Below are 21255 nucleotides of genomic sequence, written 5' to 3' on the forward strand. Positions count from 1 at the left end.
AGCTCCTACTCGCGTCCTTTCATTTATTCATTATCAAATTCTCTCTTTAAATCCATTCTCCTGCTTAATTCGACAGCCAAAAATGCTGCTACAACTACTTTTAAGAGATCAAAGGTTATAAAAGGAAAAAAGCCAATCTTCAATACCTGCATTACATTTAGAGCTTTGCCCATATACAGATTAAGGATAACATACATATAGGGAAGTCCTATTATATACAAGATTGCTACCCCGATTATGCCTGCAGCTAAAAAGTTTGTCAAATTCGTGCGGCGAATAAGTTTAGACTGCACCCAAGCCGCTGCGGGAAAAGCTAAGATAAATCCAAAACTCGGCTTAAGAACATAGGCAATTCCGCCATATGGAGGAGAAGAAAAAACCGGCATACCTATGAGACCTAAAAGCATATAAGCCAACATGCTTAAAAAAGCGGCATTAGGACTTAAAATACAGGCCGCAAGCAGCATAATAAATGGCTGCAGACTAAAAGGAATAATCACTACCGGCTGAAAAACCCGCACCAGAATAGTAACTACACACATGAGGGCAGTAAACAAAGCTGCCATTACCAGTTCTCTAGTTGAAATCTTCACTGTTAACCTCTCCCTTCACATTTGTTAACTAAACAGCAATATTAGGTTAACAATGTCCCTTTGCTATGTCAACATTTTATCCGCAATTATACCGGAATGCTGTATACATAGATTCATAAATTTAAACATTTCCTCCTAAAAAAAGTGCGGGTTTTCAACCCGCCAATAATAAAATTTATATAAAGGTTTTAAGCTTGGAGCTAAAACAAAGCCTAAAGCATAAGATTAAAGCTTATATCCAAGCTTGCGGCCGAATGGGTTATAGCCCCGCACGATATAAAATCTACCCCGGTTTTGGCTACTTCCAGAATATTATCCTCAGTGATCCCTCCGGAAGCTTCTAGGAGAGCCTTTCCTTTTGCCATCTCAACCGCCTGTCTCATCATATCCAGGCTCATATTATCCAGCATTATAATATCCGCCTGAGCAGCCAAAGCTTCTTCAAGCTGTTCCAAATTTTCTACTTCCACCTCAATTTTCACGGTATGAGGCACCTTGCGGCGAACTTCAGTAACCGCCTTTTGAATTCCTCCCGCTGCCTTGATGTGATTATCTTTTATCATAACCCCGTCATAAAGGCCAAACCGGTGATTACAGCCTCCCCCTACGGTTACCGCATACTTTTCCAAAAACCTGAGTCCCGGAGTAGTCTTTCGGGTATCTACCAAAACAGCTTTGTAATACCTTATTATTTCCGCCATCCTATAAGTCTTAGTAGCTATACCTGATAAACGCTGCAGAAAATTTAATGCCAACCTTTCCCCGGTCAAAAGTGTTCTAGTCTTTCCCCTGACCCGCGCAATTACATCTCCTTTAGCAATAAAATCTCCATCCTGCTTCAAGCCTTCAAAAACTATATTTTTATCTAAATAGCTGAAAACCGCTCGACAAACTTCGATTCCAGCTAAAATCCCGTCTGTTTTCGCAATAAATTCTCCACAAGACTGGTGTTCATCTGAAATCAAACTTTCCGTAGTTATGTCGCCATGTCCTATATCTTCCTCTAACGCCCGTTTTATGAGGTCCTCCAGCCACAAATGATTCACCTCAAATCCTCCCTTATTTTAAAAAACATTTTATTTCGAAACGAAATTCTTTTTAATTTGGGGACGGTTTTCAAGTTAAAAACTATTTCGAATATGAAATACTTTTTAATTTCGGAACCGTCCCCAAGTTAAAATTAGCAGTTGGTGAAAGTGGTATGTTTGAGCCATTTTATGTCGTCACGGTTCGGATAATCGCTGCGGTAGTGTCCGCCGCGACTTTCTTTGCGCCACAGGGCGGCTAATATCACTATATGGGCAATGGTCAAAAGGTTTACAGTTTCGTAATATTCTACTATATTATCTCCCATGGTAAGTTTTTGCCACAGCTCCTCTACCTTACGATGGGCATCTTTAAGTCCTCTTTCGTTCCTTATTATCCCTACATTTTCCCACATTATGTTCTGCAAGGCTTTTTTAGCTTCAGAAGGTTCAATTCCTCTTTTAGCCGGCTTCAAAACTAAATCATCGTTTATAGCTGCAACTATCTCTTCCGGCTTGACGTGTCTGCGATACATAATTTCCTCGGCATTATCTATAATACGGTGGCCAAATACAATTCCTTCCAAAAGTGAATTGCTGGCCAATCGGTTGGCTCCGTGCACTCCCGTGCAAGCAGTTTCCCCACAGGCATATAAGCCAGATATGCCGGTTTGTCCCATGGTATCAGTGACTATTCCTCCCATAACATAATGGGCAGCCGGAGAAACCGGCACCCTTTCTTTTTCCAAATCTATACCTTTTTCTTTTAAAGTCCGATATATGTTGGGAAAACGGTTTTTTACATCCGGAATAGAGCGCATATCTAAATAGACATATTCGCTGCTCTCCGCCATCATTTCGCTTAAAATAGCCCGGGCTACTATATCGCGGGGAGCCAAATCTTTTAAGGGATGATATTTTTTCATAAAAGCTTCACCTTTACAGTTGTAAAGAACGCCTCCTTCTCCCCGAACTGCCTCGGATATAAGAAATCGCTGGGTATCGCGGCTGAACATGACGGTAGGATGAAACTGAATAAATTCCAGGTCGCCAAGTCGACAGCCGGCCCGAAAAGCGGCTGCCATTCCGTCACCTGTTGCCACCCCGGGATTAGTTGTATATTTGTAAAGCTGCCCGACTCCTCCCGTAGCTATTACCACAGCTCTGGCTAAGTATATTATGTTCTGTTTTAAATTAAGGTCATATACTAATGCTCCGTAAACCTCTTTAAAACCAGCATCAGTAAGTATATCTATGAGAAAAACATTCTCTTTTATTTTTATATCCGGATTTTCCTGACATTTCTCGGCCAAAGCGCTGCGAATAGCCTCCCCAGTTGCATCAGCCGCATGCAGGATGCGCGGTTTGCTGTGTGCACCTTCCCTGGTCAGCGATATGCTGCCATCTTTCATATCAAAAGTAGCGCCCATATCAATAAGCTCTTTTACCCGCTCCGGCCCTTCCCGGACTAAAACATCAACTGCTTCTATATTGCATAAACCGGCTCCGGCCTCTAAAGTATCTTCTAGATGTAAAAAAGGGGAATCTTCTTCATGGACTGCCGCCGCAATTCCCCCCTGAGCCAAGCCGGTATTTGATTCATATATGCTCTTTTTTATAAGCACAGTAACTTCTCCATGAGAAGCCGCTTTAAGCGCAGTAAAAAGCCCGGCAATTCCTCCGCCGATAATAAGAAAATCAGTTTTCACAACTGGAGTCTCTTTTGTCCATCCGCTTATATACCTTAATATATCCATAATCCATCCTTACCCTAATGCAATCATTCTCTCTAAAGCATGACTCGCCTTTTTCCTTATGTCTTCCGAAATTTCAACTTCATACTGTCTTTTTTCTAGAGCCAAGGCTAAATTTTCTAAGGTTATTGTTTTCATATCATGGCAGATAAAATTATTCCTGGCCAGATAAAATGTCTTATCAGGACAGTTTTTAGTTAAGGTATATAAAAATCCTTCTTCAGTCCCAATAATAAATTCTCTATCCTTGCTCTCCTTAACATATTTTAAAATGCCGGCAGTAGATCTTACCGCATCAGCCATAGCCGTAACCTCGGGCGGACATTCGGGGTGTACCACTATTTTAGCCTCAGGATGTTTTTTCTTCTGTTCTTCAATCTCTTCTGAGGTTACTACATCATGAACAGGACAAAATCCTTCCCACAATATGATTTTTCTTCCTGTCTGCCCTGCAACATATGCTCCTAAATTCCGGTCAGGCACAAATATTATCTCAGTCCCTTCTGGAATAGAGTTTACTACCTGAACCGCATTGGAAGATGTGCAGCATATGTCGCTTTCAGCCTTTACTTCGGCTGAAGAGTTTACATAACATACAACTCTAGCATCTTTATGCTTTTCCTTCATCTTTCGAAGCTTATCAGCCGTTACCATATCAGCCATAGGGCAACCGGCTTTCACCTCTGGAATAAGCACCGTTTTGGAAGGATTCAAAATCTTGGCACTTTCTGCCATAAAATGAACCCCGCAGCAAACTATAACCTCTGCATCAGTTTCGGCCGCTTTACGGGCAAGCTGCAGGGAATCTCCTACAAAATCCGCATTATCCTGTATTTCCGGCAATTGATAATAGTGAGCCAGAATTACTGCATTCAGTTCTTTTTTTCTTGCCGCTATATATTTAACCAGGTCACTTGTCATTAAAATTTCTGCCTCCTATTCATAATTTCCTAGACAAACTTTCTCAATCTGGTTCTTTTCATTTACATAAACCAGTTTAGGCTTATATTCTTTGCATTCTTTATCATCTACTACTGCATAAGTAAGAATTATAACTATATCTCCTTTCTGCACTAAACGGGCAGCCGCTCCGTTAAGACAGATAGTCCCTGAACCCCGTTCTCCCTCTATAACATATGTTTCAAACCGGGCTCCGTTGTTGTTATTTACCACTGCAACCTTCTCATTGGGTAGAATATCTGCTGCTTCCATCAATATCGGGTCAATAGTTATACTGCCAACATAGTTAAGGTCAGCATCAGTAACTACCGCCCGGTGAATTTTTGATTTCAGCATATATCGAAACATTTTTTACACCTCCACCAACAGGTTGTCTATAAGCCTGGTCTTCCCTATCCTGACCGCCAGGGCAACAAGAACTCTCCCTTCAATTTTATCAATGTAAGCCAAATCTTCAGCCCTTACTATCTCAATATAGTCAATCTCTGCCCGCGGCCTTGATTTTATCATTTCTTCCATCTCCCGTTTTATACGGGGGACATCCCTCTCACCTGATTTTATAAGCTTTAAAGCATGCTGTAAAGACTGATATAAAACTAAGGCTTCCCTTCTTTCTTCCGGGGCAAGATAAACATTGCGCGAACTCATAGCCAGTCCATCTTCTTCCCGGACAATAGGAACCCTCACTATCTCTATCGGGAAATTGAGCTCCCTTGCCATCTTCTCAATTATTGTAACCTGCTGGGCATCTTTCTGCCCAAAAAAAGCATAATCAGGCAGGCAGATATTAAAAAGCTTGCTCACTACCGTGGTTACTCCCCTGAAATGTCCGGGACGCGAAGCACCACACATTTTAGAAGTTATTTCTCCCTCAACTTCAACAAAAGTGCTGTATCCTTCAGGATACATTTCCCTAACCGATGGGGCAAATAGTATATCTGCCTTTTCCTCGGTTAACAGCTCAATATCCCGCCCCAAATCGCGGGGATATATGTCATAATCTTCCCCTTTCCCGAACTGGATAGGGTTTACAAAAATACTCACTATAACTGTGTCGCATCTTTTTTTGGCTTCCCTGACTAAAGACAGGTGCCCTTCGTGCAAATACCCCATGGTAGGAACAAGTCCTATAATTTTGCCCGCCCTTTTATAGTCAAGACATATCCTTTGTATTTCACTTATGTTTTTTACTACCTTCATGCGTTTTTCCCCGATTTTAATATAGTTTTTCCAAAACATCATCACTCATATTAAAACTGTGTTCTTTCCCCGGAAAAACCCCGGCTTCTACTTCTGCCTTATAATTAAGCAGTGCCTCCCTGATAACAGGTTCAAGGTTGGCATATTTTTTTACAAATTTAGGTATATGTCCTTTAAACATTCCCAGCATGTCATTTATCACTAAAACCTGTCCATCACAGTAAGGTCCTGCTCCTATACCGATAGTTGGTACAGAAACTTCTTCGGTAATCTTTTTAGCCAAAGGAGTCGGTACGCATTCCAAAACTATAGAAAAAACTCCGGCCTTTTCCAAAGCTTTTGCATCCTCAATAAGCATTCTGGCTGTTTCTAAATCTTTTCCCTGAACCTTGAAACCTCCCAGCTGGTTTACCGACTGGGGAGTAAGACCGATATGTCCCATTACCGGAATTTGAGCATCTAAAATAGCCTTTATTGTCCCAACCCTTTCTTTTCCCCCTTCCAGTTTAACCGCATGCGCTCCTGCCTCCTGTATAAACCGTCCTGCATTGCGCACTGCTTCCTCCCTGGAAATATGATAGGAAAGAAAAGGCATATCACCTACTACCATAACATTTTTTACCGCCCTGCTCACCGCCCGGGTATGATGGAGCATATCTTCCATAGTAACCGATAAGGTGTTTTCATATCCCAGGACTACCATTCCGAGCGAATCCCCTACCAGAATCATATCTATTCCAGCTTCATCCACCATAGCCGCAGTAGCATAATCATAAGAAGTCAGCATGGTAATTTTCTCGCCTTTTTCCTTCTTAGCTTTCAATGTTGCCGTAGTTACCTTTCCCATATTATCCACTCCTTTACACTATGCTGGTAAAAATCATCATCCAGCATAGATTCTAACTAGTGGATACTGCCCGCATAAGCTCTTTTTTGAAAAGATGTCTGAACTCTTCCAATATTTCTTCATCAATACTTCCTTTTTCTAAGGCAATATGAGCAGTAAACATTCCTAAAAGGCTATACAGTTTCATCAGCTCTGAAGGCAAGGCTTCTTCCATACAGCTGAGATGTCTTAAAACCGTGGAAACATCTCCTCTTGCAATAGGTCCGGTAAGTGCTTTAGGTATTCCAATCTTTTCTATGTTGTTTACAGTTCCATTTATTAAGGGCATTAAAGCTTTGACAGCCATATTTTTTGGTATTCCTGTAGTTTCTAAAAGCTTTACCCCGAAATCAACCAGAGTAACCAGATAATTGGAAACTACACAGGCTCCTGCATGGTATAAAGGTTTTGCTTCGCGGCTTATGAAAAAATACTCTCCATGCATTGCTTCCACGATATCTACCGCCACATCATAAGCATCCTTGTCCCCCTCTATGCTGAATACCGAACCAGGTAATATTTCGATAGCCCGGTCGGGACTGGCAAATGACTGAATAGGATGAACAGATAGGACTCGCGATCCAAAAACCTTAGCCCGATCTAAAATTTCTGAAGACTGGGCTCCGCTCATATGCAGGACAATCTGTTCTTCATAAAAAGCCCGCGAATCAGCTAAACGATCTACTACCCCTTTTATTGCCGAATCCGAAGTAGTTATAAAAAGAACATCTGATAAACGGGAAACTTCTTCCGGAGAAGTCAGGGTTATACATCCGGTTCTTTCAGCAAGCTGCCATGTAGCTTCGGGTTTTATATCATAAACACCCGTAACCTCATAGCCTTTCTCGCTTAAAACAACCCCAACCGCTGTCCCTACCACTCCCGCTCCAATAATTCCGATAGTCTTACGCATAATCTACCCCCCCTGACATAAAACAGGCTGGACCCTGTTTTAAAACGCATTTTACCGTCTCGTTTCTCTTAAAATACAAGCGGAATGCTTAAAATAGGTCGTCCCGCGGGAGAATATTAAATTTTCCTTATATCCTCCATCTTTTCAATCGTCAACGCCTTAGCCAACACCTCCCCAATTTTTGCCCCATCATCAGGAAACACCAACTCCGGTCTGATTTCAATAAGGGGCACCAAGACAAACAACCTCTCACGCATGTAGGGATGAGGAACCTTAAGTTCCTCAAAATCCATCACTTCTTCCCCATACAAAAGAATATCGATATCTATATTTCTAGGGCCCCACTTTTCCTTGCGCTCCCGGCCCATTTTAATTTCTATTTCCTGCAGCTTTTTTAACAAATCAAGCGGAGGAATATCAGTCTCAATCTCAATTACCTGATTTAAAAACTCCTCCTGATCAGTTTTTCCCCACGGTGCAGTAGCATAAAGCGAAGAAATTCCGGTTAATTCTATGCCTTCTATTTCCTGTATGTTTTTTATGGCATTTTCTAAATTTCCCTTTTTATTGCCCAAGTTGGTTCCTAACCCTAAGTAAACTCTTTTTTTCATATTATAAACGCTTCCTTTAATTTAGCATATAGATTTATTTTAAGAAAAAATATTTTTTTCTTGCATATTATAATAAAAAATTATTTTCTTAATTTTTTGCTAATTCAGATTTTTGGCGATAAATCTGCACTGCAAAGTAGTCAAAATCGCCTTTAACTGGTGCATCAGGTTTATAAACCGTTACTTCTACCGCCTCCAAGGGAAAACGGTTTAAAACCTCTTCAGCCACCTTCTCGGCTAATGCCTCAATCAAGTCAAAAGATTTGCCTTCCACTATTTCTTTTACTGTGCAATAAACTTCATCATAGCTTACAGTCAGTTTCAAATCATCATTTTTTCCAGCCAAACCTAAATCTCTATACATAATAACATCCAGCTTAAATCTCTGTGGGTTTATCTTTTCCTCGGGAAAAACCCCATGGCAAGCAGTAAAGGTTAAACCTTTAGCTATGATCTTATCCATTTTCCCGCACCACCGCATCGGTCATCAAAGCTGCCCGCTTCGTTTCTTTTACATCATGTACCCTCAATATATCAGCTCCGTTCATAATCCCCATAACTGCTACCGCCAAACTTCCTTCCAGTCGCTCGTGGACTTCAAGGTTTAAGGTTTTTCCTATAAACGATTTGCGGGAAGCCCCCAGAAGAATAGGCCGCCCTAAACTCTTGAACTCCCACAGCCTTTTTACAATAATCCTGTTTTCTTCAACTGTTTTGCCAAACCCAATGCCGGGATCTATTATTATTTTATTCCGACTCAAACCAGCTTCTTCTGCCTGTTGTATAGATTCCTTAAACTCCAAAACAATATCTGAAATCAAATCCTCGTAAGGCTCGCCCTGCCTCATCTGCATACGGTTATGCATGATTATCACCGGTGCATTATACTCTACCAGAACCGGCAAAAGGCCAGGATCTAACTGAAATCTTCCGATATCGTTTATAATATGGGCACCCAATTCCAAACATTCTCTAGCTACCCTCGCCCGAAAAGTATCTATTGAAATTATAAGGTCTTCTTTAACCAGTTCCTTTAGAACAGGAATAACCCTTTGAAGCTCTTCTTCCTCTGATGCCATAACAGAGTTGGGACGGGAAGAGGCTCCTCCAATGTCAATTATATCTGCTCCTTCTTCTTTCATCTGCAAGGCTCTTTCTACCGCTGCCTTAGGGTCTATATACTTTCCTCCATCAGAAAAAGAATCCGGAGTAACATTTAATATTCCCATAATGATAGTTCTTTTTCCGAAATCCAGCGTTTTGCCCCCGTTAAGCTCCATGGTAAACTCACGGGGTTCTAAACCCTCTAAAATCTCTTCAATCTCTTCGGCTAATTGTTTTAAACCAAAAGGCTGAGCTTTTAATTTTTTTATAAGAAGCCGGTAATGTTTTAAAGTTCCCATAAGAAGGACGTCTGTGTGTCCCACGCTGGATAAAGCATCGCGTTTTACCGCAGCTTCTCCGCCTTTAGAAAGCATTTCCTGCTTTATTATATTAGCCGAGCGGCAAGGAATATTTTTAAGCTTTATACAGTGGAAAACCGCTTTAGGTTCCATATATGCATACCCTGCCCGGTCTACCCCTATGTCTTCTAAAAATCTTCTTGCTTCATCCCTGTTTTTTATTAATATAGCATGGTGTCCCTGCAATTCAACTACCCCTTTGCTTCTTTTTATTGCTTCAGTTAGTTAATCAATATTCAAAATTGGTTACTGTAATTTCCTTACTATTAACTTTTGGACATATTCCGCGCTGAGGACATTTAGTGCATACCCGGGAAAGATTATCCGCACGATGTATTCTTTCCCCCAAAAAACTCATATCTCGGCTTATATTGCGGTGTTCGTATACTGCCTGACATATTATATCAACTTCATGGGGGTTAAAAAATACCCGTGGTAGTATGTCCCTGGCTATGCGGGCCCCAAGTGCAGCATGATCAGCACCGTATTCATATTCCTTCCATTTTGCTATATCATGCAAAAGCCCTGCCGCATATATAACCTCCTTGGCCGCCAGTTTTCCGCCAAGCTCCGCTTCCTTTACAAAATAATTAAGGTCGTTATGTTCTAAAACCAGAATATATGCGATGCGTGCTACATCTATATGATGATAAATGTCATGCTTGCAAAACTGTGGTTCTATTTCCATTTCCGCATTACGCTGCATATGGCTGTTGAATACCGAATCATTAAGCAATAATTCTATTCTCTTCAACGCATTCACCTCATAAATATTTTTTTCCAAAGGGTAATATATTATATTAAACCATATCTGCAAAAATCCTTCACCCTAATTTTATTTTTATCCTCTGGGAAAAAAATAAACCACCTCGCAGAACTAATCTGACAAACAGCCGGGCATCTGCCCGGCTGCGTAAATTAAAAAATCCACCTGTCTAAAGCCCTTTCATAATCTAAAATTTCTGCATCTTTAAAGAATAAACCTATCTCCCTAGCTGCTGCTTCAGGGGAATCAGAACCGTGAATTACATTCTGGGACATACATATTCCAAAGTCCCCCCGAATAGTCCCCGGCAAAGCTTCTTTAGGATTAGTCTTGCCCATCATCGCTCGCATAGCTGATATAGCACCATCACCTTCAACTACCATAGCAACTACCGGACCAGAAGTTATAAATTCCAAAAGTTCAGGGAAAAATGGCTTTTCTACATGTTCAGCATAATGTTTCCTCGCTAAATCTTCATCAATTTTAAGCATTTTAAGGCCGGCAATCTTAAAGCCCTTTTTTTCAATGCGGGTTATTATTTCTCCTACCAACCCTCTTTGAACTCCGTCAGGCTTTACCATGATGAATGTTCTTTCCATTTCTACTCCTCCTGTTTCTCTATTTTGCTTTAACCTTCTTTATTATAAATAACGCTGACCTTATAATAAATGGTCAGCGCCAAACTGCTTGATTCTTTTTATTCCACATCTTAAAAATTATTCATTATCTTTTACGGCTTCCTGCGTTTCATCTCCAGGACCTTCATCTTCTCCAAGATTTTCTTCACCTTTGATGATTTTTTCAAATTCATCAGCTTCCATAGTTTCAACTTCCATAAGTTTTGCCGCAATTCTATGAAGTTTATCCATATGTTCAACGAGGATATTTTCTGCCTTCTTGTAGCAGCTTTCCATAATAGCACTCGCTTCTTTATCTATGGCATAAGCAATCGCATCGGAATAATTGCGTTGCTGCGAAATATCACGACCTAAAAAGACTTCCTCGCTCTTCTGTCCAAAGGTTAAAGGCCCTAATTCCTCTGACATTCCGTATTCTGTTATCATTTTGCGCACAATGCTGCTGGCTCTTTCTAAATCATTCTGAGCCCCTGTGCTTATATCTTTCAAAACCAGCTGTTCAGCCACCCTGCCTCCTAAAAGGGTAGCTACTTCATCTAAAAGATATGATTTAGTAATATAATTGCGGTCTTCTTCCGGTAAGAGTAACGTATAGCCACCGGCTCTTCCCCTTGGTATAATGGAGATTTTATGCAATTTGTCCGTATTGGGTAGGAAATAGCTTACCAGTGCATGACCTGCCTCGTGATAAGCCACCAATTTCTTTTCCTTCTCCGAAATTACCCGGGATTTCTTTTCCGGTCCGGCGATTACCCTTTCTATCGCCTCTTCCAATTCCTCCATCCCGATTTTGTTCTTATTCCTGCGGGCAGCTAAAAGGGCAGCTTCGTTTACCATATTAGCCAGATCTGCCCCGGTAAAGCCCGGAGTCCTTTTGGCCAAAACTTCCAGATTAACATCATCAGCTAAAGGTTTATTTCGAACATGTACCGTTAATATAGCTTCTCTTCCTTTTACATCCGGACGATCAATAAGTATATGCCTGTCAAACCGTCCCGGCCTTAAGAGGGCCGGGTCCAAAATATCAGGACGGTTGGTAGAAGCCATTACGATAATCCCTTCACTGGTACTGAAACCATCCATTTCGACCAGAAGCTGATTTAAAGTCTGTTCCCTTTCATCATGTCCTCCGCCCAAGCCTGCTCCGCGCTGGCGGCCTACCGCATCTATTTCATCAATAAAAACTATACAGGGTGCATTTTTCTTGGCCTGTTCAAAAAGATCCCTAACCCGGGCTGCTCCTACCCCAACAAACATTTCCACAAAGTCAGAACCGCTTATGGAAAAGAAAGGAACGCCCGCCTCACCGGCTACCGCTTTAGCCATCAAGGTCTTACCGGTTCCCGGAGCCCCAAACAGCAAAACCCCTTTAGGTATCTTAGCTCCCATGCGGGTAAACTTGTGGGGATTCTTAAGAAATTCCACAACCTCCTGCAGTTCTTCCTTGGCTTCATCTGCGCCGGCCACATCTTTAAAAGTAACCTTGACATCTTCACTGCCAAGCATACGCGCCCGGCTGCGTCCGAACTGCATAACCCGGTTGCCCCCGCCCTGGGTTTGATTCATGATAAAAATGAGAAAAGCTATCAACAATATTATGGGCAACAAAGTGCTCAAAAGAGACATCCACCAGGGAGGCGGCGGGACAGGATCACTGTCATAGTCTACCTTTTTTTCGAGAAGAAGAGGAATAATGCCGCTTTCCTTGGAGGTAGTGACCGTATATCTGGTCTTATCCTTCAAGGTTCCGGAAATCTTGTAGATATTGTCATCTATTTGTACTTCAGCAGTCGCTACCTTATTCTGCTGAACAAGCTTTATAAATTCTACCTCGGTTAGCTCCTTAGCCTGCTGTTCCTGGGTCGGATACATTTTCATAGCAAAAAGAGCCAGTAAAACTATTAGGACATATATTGCTATATTCTTGAGTGCCTTATCCAAAACATTTCCTCTCCTTTAACCATCATAATGAAAATTTCCGTCATATTGTAGCATACCTGCCTCTTCTTTGCAATTACTGCCAATCTTTTTTCTATTTCTTAACTATTTTCTTCATTATCGTTCTTTTTTATAACCAGAACCTTTTCTGTTCCTGAAGTTATTGCACAGATTTCCGATACCCTTATACCTAGTATAGCATAAATTTCATCATAAGAAGCTATCAGAGGAATTTTATCTCTCTCATTGACCGGGATTTTTTCATCAATAAAAAAATCCTTAATTTTTTTGCTGCCCTTAAGCCCTGCCGGCCGAAAAACATCGCCTTTTTGCCGGCTGCGGATAAAAATGGGAAATCTGATTTTACCATAATCCAGCTTGGCCTCTGCCGAAATTTTTGACGCTTCCTCAAGGCTTACAACCTCCAGTTTATAAGCCTGCTTTAGCTCAGGAATATAAACTTCTCCCGGAATAAAAGCCTCATAACAATAGCTTATCACCGGTTGATTTCCGACCATAAAGATTAATTCTTCATAAGATTTGTTTACCTTCACATCTCCGCTCAAATGTATTACTTTGGAAGACCCAGCTTTAGAAAGCAAACCTATCACACTTTGGACATCCTTTATATTAATATTTTCTTCACTCCCGCTCCTTATTTCCCGCAAAGCCTTCATTATTATCCGCCTTTTCAAGGCTAAATGCAGGTTATTCAAAAAAGAAATATCCAAAACTATTCTGTTGTCTTCCCAACATTTTAAAACTTTATCCCAGTTGTTTTCCGTCTCCCTTTCCAAAAAATCATTCTCTATCCGGGCTATATCGGCCAGCTGACCTAAGCTTTCCCTGATGCGAGGGTTAAAATTATTCTCAAGATAAGGAATAAGTTCATTCCTTATTCTGTTGCGGGTATAAGTTTTCTCATAATTGCTGACATCAATACAGTAGGGGATCTTGTTTTCTTCAAGATAATCCAAGATTTCCGATTTGCTCACACATAAAAAAGGCCGTATAACATCTCCGTTAACCGGCATAATCCCCCGTAAGCCTCTGATTCCCGTTCCTCTTATCATATGATGGAGCACCGTTTCTGCCAAATCATCTTGATGATGAGCAGTAGCAATGCGTCCGGTGCCGATTTGCTCTTTAATCTCCCGGAAAAAGCGGTATCTTTCCTCCCTCCCGGCTTCTTCCAGGGTTTTGCGGCTAGTTTGCGCAATCTTTTTTATATCTACCCGCCGGATATAAACAGGAACCCCCATCTCACGGCAATAATCCTCTACAAATCTCGCTTCATCATCCGCCTCTTTCCTTATTCCGTGGTTCAAATGGGCAGCAAACAAAGAAAAATTAAGCCTTTCCTCAAGCCCTTTCAAAACATGCAACAAGGCCATAGAATCCGGCCCGCCGGAAAGCCCTAAAACCACTTTTTCTTCGGGTAAAATAAGTTTTTCTTCAATTATAAATTTGGATACTTTTTCCAGCATAAAATTCCCCTTTCGGGACGATCTTCAAACACAAAAACATTCCGAAACGAAATACCTTTTAAATTGGGGACGGTTCTCGAGTTTAAAACTATTTCGAGTCGAAATACTTTTTAATTTCAGAACCGTCCCCAGATTAAAAAACTGAATTAAAATCAGTGCGGGAAGTTTAGATCAATATAAGCACATATCACTGTCATATCATCTAATGGCTTACCCTCGCAAATTGTTAAGGCACGATTTAATATAATCTCCGCCAATTTTTGAGGATCACTGCAGTCTGTTTTGGCTAAAAGTTCTTTAAGCCATTTCTCCCCCTCTATAATATCACCTGAAGCCTCTAAAATACCATCACTCACCATTACCAAAATATCATACGGGCATAAAGCTGCTGTCTGGCTGCTTACTTCTATTTCATCCATTATACCCACCGGCAGATTGTCTGCTTCTATTATCTCCACCTTCCTTCCCCGCTTTATAAAAGAGGGAGCACTGCCGGTTTTTATAAAATCAACTTCTGCTGTATATAAATCAATCATAGCTATATCTAAAGTAGCAAAAGATTCAGATTTGGAACGCAAAAGCATTATAGAATTAACTGTTTTTAAAGCTGTTTCTTTGCTAAACCCGCTGTTTATAAGGCTTTCTAAGAGGCGTACTGCTATCTGGCTTTCTGCATAAGCCTTTTCTCCTACTCCCATGCCATCACTTAAAATTACTACTTCTTTACCCTCTTCCAAAGTGGCCAAAGTAAAAGTATCTCCACAGATACTTTCTTTTCCAAGCTGGGCAGCACCGCTTACCACTTTATATGTATGGCTAGGAGTAAGCGTAAATTCACATCTTCCCTTTCCAGTAATGCGCGGACATTTTTTAGAACAGACCTCCATTTTTTCCCCTACTATTGAAGAAATAGCAGATGACAGGTTTACTTCACATTCTTCTCCGCTCTTGCATGCATCAGCAACTACATTGATTTTCAGCTTTTTATCGCCAATCTTTACCGGAGTCACATTTATAACACTAAGTCCCAATTTTTTGCTCTCTTTTTGCAAATGCTTTTTCAATTCCCAATCTACCACCGTTTTTATTTCAAATTCATCAGCTAAATTGCGGATTATATTGCCAGCCTCTTTAAGCTGTTTGGAAACAACTTCACGCGATTCTCCCAGTTTTGCAATCCAGTATTCATTAAGACGCAAGGTTTCAAATAAGTAATGGACAGTCGTAAGCATCTCACGGCCGTAAATACACCTGCGTCTGAATTCTACGGGCAGTTCTTCGTATAAAATCTCTCCTTTAGCTTCGATAAGCGCAAATATATCTAAAAGCTCTTCCGAAGTCGATTTAGAATCTATTCCCCAGCATGAGTCACAGCGTGAGCAGCTGCGACAAAAACCATTGGCTATTTGATCATACAGGTAATTCAGATAAGCCTGCTGGTTGTTGTAACGTCGCAAATCATTTCCGTATGCAAAACTGCTTCCGATTTCCTCAAAAACTGCTGCGAGTTCTTCTATTTTTTCTTTAGCAGCTTCTTTTATCTTGATATCTGCTATTTCTGTTTCTTTTGAACTAAAAACTGCATTTATGCCTCCCAAACTTTTAACCGGCATCTTTTCCCTAATGGAAGAAGGAAGCATGAAAAAGATAATACAGGCAATCCCCGTTTCCCATAAACCTAAGATCGTAGCCTGGGTCTGGGGGACAAACATAGAAAGAGCCAATGTTCCCAGCATAAAACCGATTATTATCCCTAAACGACCAAAATTCCTGAAAAGCCCGGCTAATAATCCTGAAACTGCATACATTCCCAAAGTAGGAGCAAAAACACTTGAAGATATTGAAGGTATTATTCCGGTCATAACCCCTACCATAGTTGCTACACCGCTTCCCCATATAAAGGCGGCAATTAAAATTCCTAAACGGCAGATAACTGCTCCTACGCTCATGCCAGCAATACTTATTTCCTCAAGCCCCATAACTATTCCTATGCACAAAACTAAAAAGGCACATATATCCTCAAAAGTAAAATTGGCAAGCTCTTTTTTCTGCCTTACAGTTTCATCAGCCACCATAAATATAAAAGTAAGTATACCGGTAATCATGGCTTCAAAGACTATTACCATTTCCTGATAAAAGGAAAATCCCAAGGCCATATTCAAAAGGCTTTTTATCGTAAAAAGCACAGCGGCGGTCAAAGCCGGCAAAGACCACCACAGCTTATCCTGTGGAATAACCAAATAATTTATTATACCTAAAAGGAGAAGCAAAGCTAAAATATTGGTGCCGAGAAAAACTCCATCTAAAACAGTAGCAAAACCTATACATCCCAAAAACCCCAAGACTATTGCTTGTTCTTTACGGTAGCGGCTGAAAACAGCAGCAAAAGCAAAAACAAATGGCATTATTTCCTCTAGTATAAAGGCACGCGCCATAAGAAAAACCCCTGCTGCCAGCAATAAATTACCGGTGGTAAAAAATCTAGTAAAAATCTCGGCCCAGTTCCCCCCCCTTAATGCTTCTCCAGTAAAAAACGACTCTCTAACCTGCCTCCTTAATGCCTTCTTCTCCCGGTTTTTTGTGCGACGTCCCCAGGGGGAAGGTTCCGCTATTCGCTGGTAAGGATAAACTTCTAATCTGTCCAACATACTGTTATCCCTCCTATTTCAGGTCTTGAGCCTTATTATAACAATAATATGTGGTAAAAATTGTAAATATTAAGGAGGGATTTATTTTTATTCCAAAAAAATTCGGACAAATCTTGAATAATATAAACACATTTTGCCTCTCTTAACTAAAAAAAGACAGGCTAATTCGCCATTTCCCATATTATTCCTTCCATCAAGTCTGATTCGCTTACTACTATTTTATCCTTATTCAAAATTTCCATAATAACTAAAACTGCTAAAACCCCTTTAGGGATAATATCTGCTCTGGCCGGCTGTAAACCAGGCAGCTTTTTACGCTCTTCAAGGGGCAGAGAGGCTAAAAGCTCGTATATTTCAGCAATATCTTCATAAGTTAAAAGCTGTCCATGCACTAAAGAATAGGAATATTCTTTAAGTTTAAGTTTTATTGCAACCAGGGTAGTGGCAGTTCCCCCGACACATACCAAAGGATGCGGTTTAAAATTTATTCCTGAATCTATAAGCGGCTTTAAAATATCCCTCATCTCTTTCCGGTTCATATCGGCTTCCGTAGCCCGCACCGCACCGAGGGGAAGAGAAATCATAAAATCTTTTCCCAATATAAACTCGGTGCTCCCCCCCCCTAAATCTACAACCATTGGCTTATTCTGCAGTTTTAAACCTTTCTCAACCCCTAAATAACTTAAGAATGCTTCTTTTTCTCCGGTTATAACTTCAACCTTAATACCACACTTATTTAATACAGTATCTATAAATTCTTTTTGATTTTCAGCTTCTCTTACTGCACTTGTTGCTATCGCCCGATAACTTGCTACATTATTGTCTTCAATGGCTTTTTTAAAGCTGTTTAAAGCAACACAGGTTCGGTCTATTGCTGCTTTGCTTATCTTTCCCGTTTGAATTAAATTTTCTCCCAAACGGGTAGTCTGTAAATCTCTTAAAACAGAAAATAATTTCCCATCTTTTATTTCCGCTATAAGCAGGCGGCATGAATTAGTTCCTAAATCTATGGCAGCACAGCGCATAAAGTTCCCCCTTATTTCTCCAATTAAAAAACACCCTATAAAAAGGGTGTTTTCTCATCTATTTATTATAATGCCTGTTTCGCCTCCTAGAGTCATTCTTAAGCCTCAAAGGCTGCATCCTTTCATCACTTTCCTTAAGAAATTTGGCAATCTTCTCATCCAAGGTTTCCACATTGCTTCTGTTCTGAGATGATTTAACCATCATTTTAGGCTTCTCCGAAACACTTCTCTGCTCTTTTTCTGCTGCCTGTTTAATAGAAAGCCCTATCTTTTTTCCGGCAACATTCAAAACTTTAACCTTTACAATATCACCTTCCCGGACAAAATCCTTGACATCATTTACATAGGTGTCAGCAATTTCTGAAATGTGAACCAGTCCAACAGCGCCTCCTGGCAGTTCTATAAAAGCTCCAAAACTTGTAATCCCCTGGACTTTACCTTCCAAAATGCTGCCAGGAACAATATTAGTTTGTTCAGTCGGCATATAAAATAAGTTCCCCCTAAATGTAGTATAAGTTAATAATATAAAATGCTCAGATAGTAGTCAACTACCAAGTATTAAAATTATTCATCTATAACTACTTCTACCAGAGGTTTTTCTCCTTCTTTAACCATCCCTAGCTTTTCCCGGGCAATCCGTTCAATATTTTCCAGGGATCTAGCCTTTTCATATTCTTCCTTAAGCCTCTTGTTTTCTGTAACAAGCTCTGCTTTTATAGCTTCTAATTCTTTCTTCCTTTCATTAAGTTTCCATACTGTCTTTACCCTGCTGCCAACAGGGAAAAGCAAAAAAAAGCATAAGGCAATTATCAATATTTTTTTTAAAGCCAAACTTTTGCTTTTATTCTTCATCTGCTTGTCCTCCATCAAAAACACCCAAAGTATCTCCGGGAAGAATTATTACGACTTCATATCCTTTAGTACGGGCACGATTGTACAAAGTGGCTACTGTACTTGCATTTATGCCTAATATTTTTGCTATCTCGGCATTGCTCCGCCCCATCTCTTTTAATGCAACCACCTGTCTTTCCCGGAAGCTTAACTTTTCTACTCCGCGTATTTCTATCTTCATACATTCAACACTCTATCCACATTTTTTCCACATATTGTGGACAATTTTATTATTATCTAATCGTTTCTGGCTTAAGCTAAAAATTCCTGCTTTTAAAAATAATTTTTTATTCCTCATTCTTAGGCGGTTTTTTTAATCCCTTAAAAAGATTTTTTATTTTAATCCCGGGTTTTTTTACTATGCTCCAGCATCTTGCTAAAATATTCACAGTAATATCTGCACTCCGTCCTACAAATCCCTTAAACTTTTCTGAAAAATAGTTTAAATATACTACAATACCGATGAGTAAAGCTAAAAGAACATAAACCCTTATTTCTCCACCATTTATAAAAAACATCAGCCAAAACATAAGGCCAAGCATAATTATCCACAGGAAAAAATCCAGGATATAAAGCAGAAACTTTCCTACTCTTCCCCTAGTAATAACCATTTGATAAAAGTGAAAAATAAACCCGACAAATATGCCTGCAACTAAAGTAAAAAAAAAGGTCCTAATCTGCATAAACAGGCCAGACAAAAAAATCCCTCCTCATAAAAGGTTGGGGATATGATTTACAACTTATCCACAGATTATCTACATATCAACAGTTTTTATTTAAGAAGGCGTTCTATAATATTTTTACTTTTAGTCTTAAAATCCGCCCCTGATGGCTTATACTGGAAACTTTCAAATTCTCCTTCAATTTCAACCTTTCCTTCATCCAAATTAAGCATGGTTATATGCATACCCTTGCCTGTAATAAAAATAAGCCCCATACTGCTATCTAAAATTATCTCTTCTTCATCAAAAGTATTCACATTTTTTATCCCTGTTAATTCCATACATTTGCGGTCAGTCAAAATCATACTATGCTCAGCCATTTTTTCTCCTCCTTATCCCCTTTACCTTTTACCACCCAAAAACTATTCTTAAAAAGAATATGCTCATAAAACCTGAACTTATGACAAAAAATAAAGTTTATCTGACCTATAGTTTTTATAGAAAGATGAAGCTGGAGATAATACTCACAATATGGTAATATTTTATGGGGAATCTGAAAAAGGAGCTGTTTTTATGAATCTAAACCGGGTAATGCACGAAATTAAATATGCTTATGCCAAAATGGAAGCATTTAATGAATACTATGATGTAAATGTTCTCTTATTAGAAACAATACTCAACAATAAACTGAACAATGGAGAAATACTAAATGACATATACGAAAACGGTAAAAATGGAGTTCACCGTGCAATAGCCATGCTCTATGACTACATAAAGGGCGAAAGGAAAATAATAAGCGGGCTTAAGTCAGGGGAACTCATTCTCCCTGAAAAAGCAAAACAGATCTTACAAGGGATAAAAACCGAAAAACAGGCAGGAATACTTTATGCTTCCTTTCCCTTGGAAGGGCAATTTAATGTAGTCATAAAAAAACAAAGAGGGGCTGTATTTAAAGCAGATAACATCACTATAAAGCCTCATGACAATAAATTTTTATTGATAAATCCTATGGCTGTATACGGAAATGAGAATTATTCCATCGCTTTCAGATCCTTTGATGAATCCTTTGGCTTTGCCATTATGTATGGTCCTTCAATAACAGGTGCAAAAGGAAAAAATATGCTCAAGGTATCATATTTTGACCCTGAAGCCTATTATATTGATGATGCTTCCAAATACCGTAATGCGAGCGAATTTGGCGAAGGCATAGACTAAACGATAAAAAAAGGGGCAGGAGAAAACCCTCTCTGTCCCTTTTTCATTCAATTATTCTGTATAAATTTTTGGCCTCGTTAGCCTTAACATTCTCGCGAACATCAAGAACCTCAAAAGCCATTTCCTTACCGCCCGCTATCAAGGTTATTACATCCCCTTTTTTCACCTCTGAAGAAGGCTTGGCCAGGCGGCCGTTTATAAGAACCCGTTCGTTTTCAGCAAACTCTTTTGCTAATGTACGCCTTTTTATTATCCTGGATACCTTAAGGAATTTGTCCAGTCTCATTATCTAAACAACCGCATCCTTAAGGATTTTCCCCGGCTTGAATGCCGGCATCCGGGCAGCAGGGATTTCAATCTCTTCTCCAGTCTGTGGATTTCTTCCCTTGCGGGCTTTTCTTTCCCGGACTTCAAAGGTTCCGAAGCCTATCAATTGAATCTTTTCTCCGGCTTTAAGGGTTTCTTCTACTGTTGCAAAGAAAGCGTTGATAAATTTTTCAGCATCTTTTTTGGTCATACCCGCTTCGAGCGCTACTTTGTTTACTAAGTCTGCTTTATTCAAGGTATCCCTCCTCACGAT

The 21255-nt window shown here is 40.0% G+C and carries 25 protein-coding genes; 1 reads left to right on the forward strand and 24 read right to left on the reverse strand.

The genetic code is table 11. The features are described 5' to 3' along the window. Nucleotides 1-23: 23 nt before the first annotated feature. The 22 genes from H0Z36_RS09335 to yabP form a co-directional block, all read right to left on the reverse strand. Nucleotides 24-593 (reverse strand): biotin transporter BioY, encoded by a 570-nt coding sequence (locus H0Z36_RS09335; RefSeq protein WP_296865743.1) that lies wholly within the window; start codon nt 591-593, stop codon nt 24-26. Between the two features lie 212 nt (nt 594-805). After that, entirely contained in the window at nt 806-1639 is an 834-nt protein-coding gene (gene nadC, locus H0Z36_RS09340) for a carboxylating nicotinate-nucleotide diphosphorylase (protein ID WP_296865745.1), read from the reverse strand. A gap of 134 nt (nt 1640-1773) precedes the next feature. Continuing rightward, the gene (gene nadB, locus H0Z36_RS09345) at nt 1774-3375 is read right to left on the reverse strand and encodes an L-aspartate oxidase (RefSeq protein ID WP_296865747.1); all 1602 of its coding nucleotides are present in this window, start codon (nt 3373-3375) and stop codon (nt 1774-1776) included. Between the two features lie 9 nt (nt 3376-3384). Continuing rightward, nucleotides 3385-4293, reverse strand: a complete 909-nt coding sequence (gene nadA, locus H0Z36_RS09350) for a quinolinate synthase NadA (protein WP_296865749.1) — start codon at nt 4291-4293, stop codon at nt 3385-3387. A 15-nt stretch (nt 4294-4308) separates the two neighbouring features. Next, on the reverse strand, nt 4309-4680 hold the full coding sequence (panD, locus tag H0Z36_RS09355) for an aspartate 1-decarboxylase (protein ID WP_296865751.1): 372 nt from the start codon (nt 4678-4680) through the stop codon (nt 4309-4311). Between the two features lie 3 nt (nt 4681-4683). Beyond that, complete coding sequence (panC, locus tag H0Z36_RS09360; RefSeq protein WP_296865848.1) at nt 4684-5532, reverse strand: pantoate--beta-alanine ligase; 849 nt, start codon at nt 5530-5532, stop codon at nt 4684-4686. A 16-nt stretch (nt 5533-5548) separates the two neighbouring features. Next, nucleotides 5549-6379, reverse strand: coding sequence for a 3-methyl-2-oxobutanoate hydroxymethyltransferase (gene panB / locus H0Z36_RS09365; RefSeq protein WP_296865753.1), 831 nt, complete (start codon nt 6377-6379; stop codon nt 5549-5551). Between the two features lie 52 nt (nt 6380-6431). Continuing rightward, nucleotides 6432-7331, reverse strand: a complete 900-nt coding sequence (locus H0Z36_RS09370) for a Rossmann-like and DUF2520 domain-containing protein (RefSeq protein WP_296865755.1) — start codon at nt 7329-7331, stop codon at nt 6432-6434. 116 nt (nt 7332-7447) lie between these two features. Next, a complete protein-coding gene (gene folK / locus H0Z36_RS09375; RefSeq protein ID WP_296865757.1) occupies nt 7448-7942 on the reverse strand; it encodes a 2-amino-4-hydroxy-6-hydroxymethyldihydropteridine diphosphokinase in 495 nt (164 codons plus the stop codon). Between the two features lie 88 nt (nt 7943-8030). Next, nucleotides 8031-8405, reverse strand: coding sequence for a dihydroneopterin aldolase (gene folB, locus H0Z36_RS09380; protein WP_296865759.1), 375 nt, complete (start codon nt 8403-8405; stop codon nt 8031-8033). Next, nucleotides 8398-9591 (reverse strand): dihydropteroate synthase, encoded by a 1194-nt coding sequence (folP, locus tag H0Z36_RS09385; protein WP_296865760.1) that lies wholly within the window; start codon nt 9589-9591, stop codon nt 8398-8400. The genes folB and folP overlap by 8 nt, the downstream gene beginning before the upstream one ends. Before the next feature lie 43 nt (nt 9592-9634). Beyond that, on the reverse strand, nt 9635-10159 hold the full coding sequence (locus H0Z36_RS09390; protein ID WP_296865762.1) for an HD domain-containing protein: 525 nt from the start codon (nt 10157-10159) through the stop codon (nt 9635-9637). 164 nt (nt 10160-10323) lie between these two features. Continuing rightward, on the reverse strand, nt 10324-10770 hold the full coding sequence (gene ndk / locus H0Z36_RS09395) for a nucleoside-diphosphate kinase (RefSeq protein WP_296865764.1): 447 nt from the start codon (nt 10768-10770) through the stop codon (nt 10324-10326). 117 nt (nt 10771-10887) lie between these two features. Continuing rightward, a complete protein-coding gene (ftsH, locus tag H0Z36_RS09400) occupies nt 10888-12750 on the reverse strand; it encodes an ATP-dependent zinc metalloprotease FtsH (RefSeq protein ID WP_296865767.1) in 1863 nt (620 codons plus the stop codon). 98 nt (nt 12751-12848) lie between these two features. Beyond that, nucleotides 12849-14234, reverse strand: coding sequence for a tRNA lysidine(34) synthetase TilS (gene tilS / locus H0Z36_RS09405; RefSeq protein ID WP_296865768.1), 1386 nt, complete (start codon nt 14232-14234; stop codon nt 12849-12851). A gap of 152 nt (nt 14235-14386) precedes the next feature. Further along, a complete protein-coding gene (gene spoIIE / locus H0Z36_RS09410) occupies nt 14387-16882 on the reverse strand; it encodes a stage II sporulation protein E (protein WP_296865770.1) in 2496 nt (831 codons plus the stop codon). Between the two features lie 161 nt (nt 16883-17043). Beyond that, a complete protein-coding gene (locus H0Z36_RS09415; protein WP_296865773.1) occupies nt 17044-17907 on the reverse strand; it encodes a Ppx/GppA phosphatase family protein in 864 nt (287 codons plus the stop codon). 58 nt (nt 17908-17965) lie between these two features. Next, complete coding sequence (locus tag H0Z36_RS09420; protein WP_296865775.1) at nt 17966-18391, reverse strand: S1 RNA-binding domain-containing protein; 426 nt, start codon at nt 18389-18391, stop codon at nt 17966-17968. An 80-nt stretch (nt 18392-18471) separates the two neighbouring features. Then, a complete protein-coding gene (locus H0Z36_RS09425; RefSeq protein ID WP_296865777.1) occupies nt 18472-18759 on the reverse strand; it encodes a septum formation initiator family protein in 288 nt (95 codons plus the stop codon). Further along, entirely contained in the window at nt 18749-18979 is a 231-nt protein-coding gene (locus H0Z36_RS09430) for a sigma-70 region 4 domain-containing protein (protein WP_296865779.1), read from the reverse strand. The genes H0Z36_RS09425 and H0Z36_RS09430 overlap by 11 nt, the downstream gene beginning before the upstream one ends. Nucleotides 18980-19085: 106 nt before the next feature. Then, nucleotides 19086-19496, reverse strand: a complete 411-nt coding sequence (yabQ, locus tag H0Z36_RS09435) for a spore cortex biosynthesis protein YabQ (protein WP_296865780.1) — start codon at nt 19494-19496, stop codon at nt 19086-19088. Nucleotides 19497-19570: 74 nt separating this feature from the next. Then, a complete protein-coding gene (gene yabP / locus H0Z36_RS09440) occupies nt 19571-19840 on the reverse strand; it encodes a sporulation protein YabP (protein WP_296865782.1) in 270 nt (89 codons plus the stop codon). A 151-nt stretch (nt 19841-19991) separates the two neighbouring features. Here yabP and H0Z36_RS09445 point away from each other — a divergent pair, with 151 nt between their 5' ends. Next, nucleotides 19992-20675, forward strand: coding sequence for a hypothetical protein (locus tag H0Z36_RS09445; RefSeq protein WP_296865784.1), 684 nt, complete (start codon nt 19992-19994; stop codon nt 20673-20675). Nucleotides 20676-20718: 43 nt separating this feature from the next. Here H0Z36_RS09445 and H0Z36_RS09450 read toward each other — a convergent pair whose 3' ends face one another. Together H0Z36_RS09450 and H0Z36_RS09455 are read right to left on the reverse strand one after the other, a co-directional pair. Continuing rightward, nucleotides 20719-20961 (reverse strand): RNA-binding S4 domain-containing protein, encoded by a 243-nt coding sequence (locus tag H0Z36_RS09450; RefSeq protein WP_296865786.1) that lies wholly within the window; start codon nt 20959-20961, stop codon nt 20719-20721. A 3-nt stretch (nt 20962-20964) separates the two neighbouring features. Continuing rightward, entirely contained in the window at nt 20965-21237 is a 273-nt protein-coding gene (locus tag H0Z36_RS09455; protein ID WP_296865788.1) for an HU family DNA-binding protein, read from the reverse strand. Between the last annotated feature and the right edge of the window lie 18 nt (nt 21238-21255).

Source organism: Thermosyntropha sp. (assembly GCF_017656155.1).
Classification (GTDB): Bacteria; Bacillota; Syntrophomonadia; order Syntrophomonadales; family Syntrophomonadaceae; genus Thermosyntropha.

What these genes read in the sequence shown, in the direction of transcription:
- yabP (WP_296865782.1), bottom strand. Translation starts at nt 19,840, where the DNA reads ATGGCTGAGCATAGTATGATTTTGACTGACCGCAAATGTATGGAATTA.
- H0Z36_RS09415 (WP_296865773.1), bottom strand. Translation starts at nt 17,907, where the DNA reads ATGCGCTGTGCTGCCATAGATTTAGGAACTAATTCATGCCGCCTGCTT.
- H0Z36_RS09450 (WP_296865786.1), bottom strand. Translation starts at nt 20,961, where the DNA reads ATGAGACTGGACAAATTCCTTAAGGTATCCAGGATAATAAAAAGGCGT.
- H0Z36_RS09370 (WP_296865755.1), bottom strand. Translation starts at nt 7,331, where the DNA reads ATGCGTAAGACTATCGGAATTATTGGAGCGGGAGTGGTAGGGACAGCG.
- ndk (WP_296865764.1), bottom strand. Translation starts at nt 10,770, where the DNA reads ATGGAAAGAACATTCATCATGGTAAAGCCTGACGGAGTTCAAAGAGGG.
- spoIIE (WP_296865770.1), bottom strand. Translation starts at nt 16,882, where the DNA reads ATGTTGGACAGATTAGAAGTTTATCCTTACCAGCGAATAGCGGAACCT.
- nadA (WP_296865749.1), bottom strand. Translation starts at nt 4,293, where the DNA reads ATGACAAGTGACCTGGTTAAATATATAGCGGCAAGAAAAAAAGAACTG.
- panD (WP_296865751.1), bottom strand. Translation starts at nt 4,680, where the DNA reads ATGTTTCGATATATGCTGAAATCAAAAATTCACCGGGCGGTAGTTACT.
- H0Z36_RS09425 (WP_296865777.1), bottom strand. Translation starts at nt 18,759, where the DNA reads ATGAAGAATAAAAGCAAAAGTTTGGCTTTAAAAAAAATATTGATAATT.
- H0Z36_RS09430 (WP_296865779.1), bottom strand. Translation starts at nt 18,979, where the DNA reads ATGAAGATAGAAATACGCGGAGTAGAAAAGTTAAGCTTCCGGGAAAGA.
- H0Z36_RS09445 (WP_296865784.1), top strand. Translation starts at nt 19,992, where the DNA reads ATGGTAATATTTTATGGGGAATCTGAAAAAGGAGCTGTTTTTATGAAT.
- tilS (WP_296865768.1), bottom strand. Translation starts at nt 14,234, where the DNA reads ATGCTGGAAAAAGTATCCAAATTTATAATTGAAGAAAAACTTATTTTA.
- nadB (WP_296865747.1), bottom strand. Translation starts at nt 3,375, where the DNA reads ATGGATATATTAAGGTATATAAGCGGATGGACAAAAGAGACTCCAGTT.
- folB (WP_296865759.1), bottom strand. Translation starts at nt 8,405, where the DNA reads ATGGATAAGATCATAGCTAAAGGTTTAACCTTTACTGCTTGCCATGGG.
- folK (WP_296865757.1), bottom strand. Translation starts at nt 7,942, where the DNA reads ATGAAAAAAAGAGTTTACTTAGGGTTAGGAACCAACTTGGGCAATAAA.
- panB (WP_296865753.1), bottom strand. Translation starts at nt 6,379, where the DNA reads ATGGGAAAGGTAACTACGGCAACATTGAAAGCTAAGAAGGAAAAAGGC.
- panC (WP_296865848.1), bottom strand. Translation starts at nt 5,532, where the DNA reads ATGAAGGTAGTAAAAAACATAAGTGAAATACAAAGGATATGTCTTGAC.
- H0Z36_RS09420 (WP_296865775.1), bottom strand. Translation starts at nt 18,391, where the DNA reads ATGCCGACTGAACAAACTAATATTGTTCCTGGCAGCATTTTGGAAGGT.